Annotated in this window: 1 protein-coding gene and 1 pseudogene; both read left to right on the plus strand. The window is 69.5% G+C overall.

Features of this window, described 5'->3' with window-relative positions:
- Window positions 1-76: 76 nt before the first annotated feature.
- Window positions 77-2,581, plus strand: a complete 2,505-nt coding sequence (locus tag RJ05_RS25340) for a transglycosylase domain-containing protein (RefSeq protein ID WP_373365084.1) — start codon at window positions 77-79, stop codon at window positions 2,579-2,581.
- An 11-nt stretch (window positions 2,582-2,592) separates the two neighbouring features.
- A pseudogene (locus RJ05_RS25345) lies at window positions 2,593-3,231 on the plus strand (hypothetical protein); the annotation flags it as partial.

Below are 3,231 nucleotides of genomic sequence, written 5' to 3' on the forward strand. Positions count from 1 at the left end.
CTCCGCGCAGTCGACCCAGAAGATCGCCAGGCCGGGCGAGGGCGCCAAGCCGCCGTCGGCCCAGGCGACGCAGAAGATCAGCCGTCCGGCCTCGCTGTCGGAGGCGGTGTCCCAGCGCGACCGCAAGGCTTCGAGCACCGGCCCGCGCCCGGCCGCGCGCAGGCCCGTCGCCGGTGCTGCCGCCGCGGCCTCGAATACCGGTGAGCGCCGGGCACAATCGCGTTCGGGCCCGCCGTCCGGCCCGCCGCCGCGGCGCGGTGGTGGCGACGGCGACGGCCCCGATGGTCCCGGCGGGCGCAGGCCCGGCGCCAAGAAGAAATCGCCGTGGCGAATCGTGCGTCGCACCATCTATGTCCTGATCGCCTTGGCGATCGTGGTGCCGAGCACGGTGTTCTTGATCGCCTACTCCACGGTTTCCGTTCCCCAGCCGGGTGATCTCAAAACCAATCAGGTGGCCACGATCTACGCCGCCGACGGCACCACCGAGATCAGCAAGGTGGTTCCGCCGGAGGGCAACCGCACCGAGGTCACCATCGACCAGGTGCCGCCGCATGTCCGCAACGCGGTCACCGCGGCCGAGGACCGGGATTTCTACACCAACCCCGGCTTCTCGGTGTCCGGTTTCGCCCGCGCCGCGCGCGACAACCTGCTCGGCAAGGAAAGCGCGGGCGGCGGTTCGACCATCACCCAGCAGTACGTGAAGAACGCGCTGGTCGGTGACGAACGCTCGCTCAACCGCAAGCTCAAAGAGCTGGTGATCTCGGCGAAGATGGCGCGGCAGTGGAGCAAGGACGAGATCCTCGCCGCCTACCTCAACACCATCTACTTCGGCCGCGGCGCCTACGGCATCGACGCCGCCGCCAAGGCCTACTTCGACAAGCCGGTGCAGGATCTGACCGTGGCCGAGGGCGCGGTGCTCGCGGCCACCATCCAGCTGCCCTCCTCGCTGGATCCTGAGCAGAACCCCGAGGGCGCCAAGACCCGCTGGAACTATGTGCTCGACGGCATGGTCTCGGAGGGTAATCTGCCCGCCGCCGAACGCAAGTCGATGCAGTACCCGGCGGTGCGGCCGCTGTCCTCGCTCGGCGACAAGGCCAACGACGACGGCCCCGAGGGCCTGATCAAGCAGCAGGTGCTGCGTGAGCTGTCGGCCGCGGGCATCAGTGAGCAGCAGCTCAACACCGCGGGTCTGCAGATCACCACCACCATCGACCCCAAGGCACAGCAGGCCGCGCTCGACGCGGTGGCCGAGAACATGCAGGGCGAGCCGGAGAAGCTGCGCACCGCGGTGGTCTCGATCGATCCGAAATCCGGTGCGGTGCGCGCCTACTACGGCGGTAAGGACGGCCAGGGCTACGACTTCGCCAACGCGGGTCTGCAGACCGGTTCGTCGTTCAAGGTCTTCGGCCTGGCGCAGAACCTCGAGATGGGCATCCCGCTGTCGCAGATGTACGACAGCTCGCCGCTCACCGTGCACGGCATCAAGATCAGCAACGTCGAGGGCGAATCCTGCGGCATGTGCACCATCGCCGAGGCGCTCAAGCGGTCGCTGAACACCAGCTTCTACCGTATGCAGCTGGATATGCAGAACGGCCCGCAGAAGATCGCCGACATGGCGCACAAGCTGGGCATCCCGGAAGAGATTCCCGGCGTCGGCAAGACGCTGACCGAACCGGACGGCTCCGGCCCGAACAACGGCATCGTGCTCGGCCAGTACCAGGCCAGGGTGCTCGATATGGCCTCGGCCTACGCCACGCTCGCGGCCTCGGGCAAATACCACGCGCCGCACTTCATCCAGCGCGTGGTCACCGCCGACGGTGAGGTGCTGCTCGACCGCGGCGAGGTCGCGGGCGAACAGCGGGTCTCGGAGGCCGTGGCCGACAACGTCACCGCCGCGATGAAGCCGATCGCCGCCTACTCCCGCAACCACGGCCTGGCCGGTGGCCGGGAATCGGCGGCCAAGACCGGTACCGCCCAGCTCGGCGACACCGGCGAGAACAAGGACGCCTGGATGGTCGGCTACACGCCGTCGCTGTCCACCGCGGTCTGGGTCGGCACCGAACAGGGTGAGCCGCTGCGCAATTACGGCGGTGCGATGATCTACGGTTCCAGCCTGCCGTCCGACATCTGGAAGGACACCATGGACGGCGCGCTCGAGGGCACGCCGAAGGAGACCTTCCCCAAGCCGGCGCCGATCAAGGGCCAGGCGGGTGTGCCGGAGTGGACCGCGCCGTACACCGCACCGTCGACCACGGAGGCGCCGCCGTTCCAGCCGCCGGTGGTGATCACCCCGAGCCAGGTGGAGATCCTGCCCGGCATCACCATCCCGGTGCCAGGCGTGCAGCCGAACCCGCAGGCACAGGTGCGGCCGCAGCCGCAGCAGCCGTCGAACTCCGGGCCGCTGCCGGGGCAGCCGACCGCACCGGCCGACGGATCACCGTCCACCGGCCGGGGGCAATCCGGCGAGGACAGTTCCGATAGCGGCGAGGACTCCGGTGGCGGTGGTGGTGGCACCGGCGGCGGCCAGGGCGCCGAGGATTCCGGGGGGACGAGCGGAGCTCCGCCCGGCCGCTCCCGGTAGCCTCGGGTGCCGTGACCGATCAGCGACTGGTGGGCGAGCCGACCAACGGGAACGCGCACACCGGCCCGTCGGCCGAGCAGCCGGGCAGCCCGCGATACGAGTCCCCGGCTCCGCTCGCCCCCGATCTCCGGTCCTGCGACGCCCGAGACCGGCCGAGCCGCAACGACTCCCTGACCGCGCAGCTGTGCACGGTGATCGGCGGGCCGGTCGGTGATCACGCGCTGATCGGCCGCGCCCGGTTCTGGACACCGATGCGGGTGCTGTTCCTGTTCACGGTGCTGTTCCTCGCGCTCGGCTGGGGCACCAAGGCCCCGTGCATCCAGCAGACCGAAGCCGCGGGCGGCGGCCTCACCCTGGACTGGAACGACGGCCGCCAGTACACGGCGATGTGCTACTCGGACACCGTCCCGCTCTACGGAGCGGAACGGCTCAACGAGGGCGCGTTCCCGTACAAGAAGTCCTGGACCGAGGAAACGCCCGACGGTGGCACCGAAACCCGGTACATGGAGTATCCGGTGCTGTCGGGGCTCTACCAGTACGTGTCGATGCAGATCGCCAAGAGCTGGGACGCCGGTCCGCTGCCCGGCGCGCTGCAGGTGGTCATCTACTTCAATGTCATCGCGGTCGGTCTCGCGCTGGCTTGGCTGGTC

It is taken from the genome of Nocardia cyriacigeorgica NBRC 100375 (assembly GCF_000308555.1).
Taxonomy (GTDB): Bacteria; Actinomycetota; Actinomycetes; order Mycobacteriales; family Mycobacteriaceae; genus Nocardia; species Nocardia cyriacigeorgica.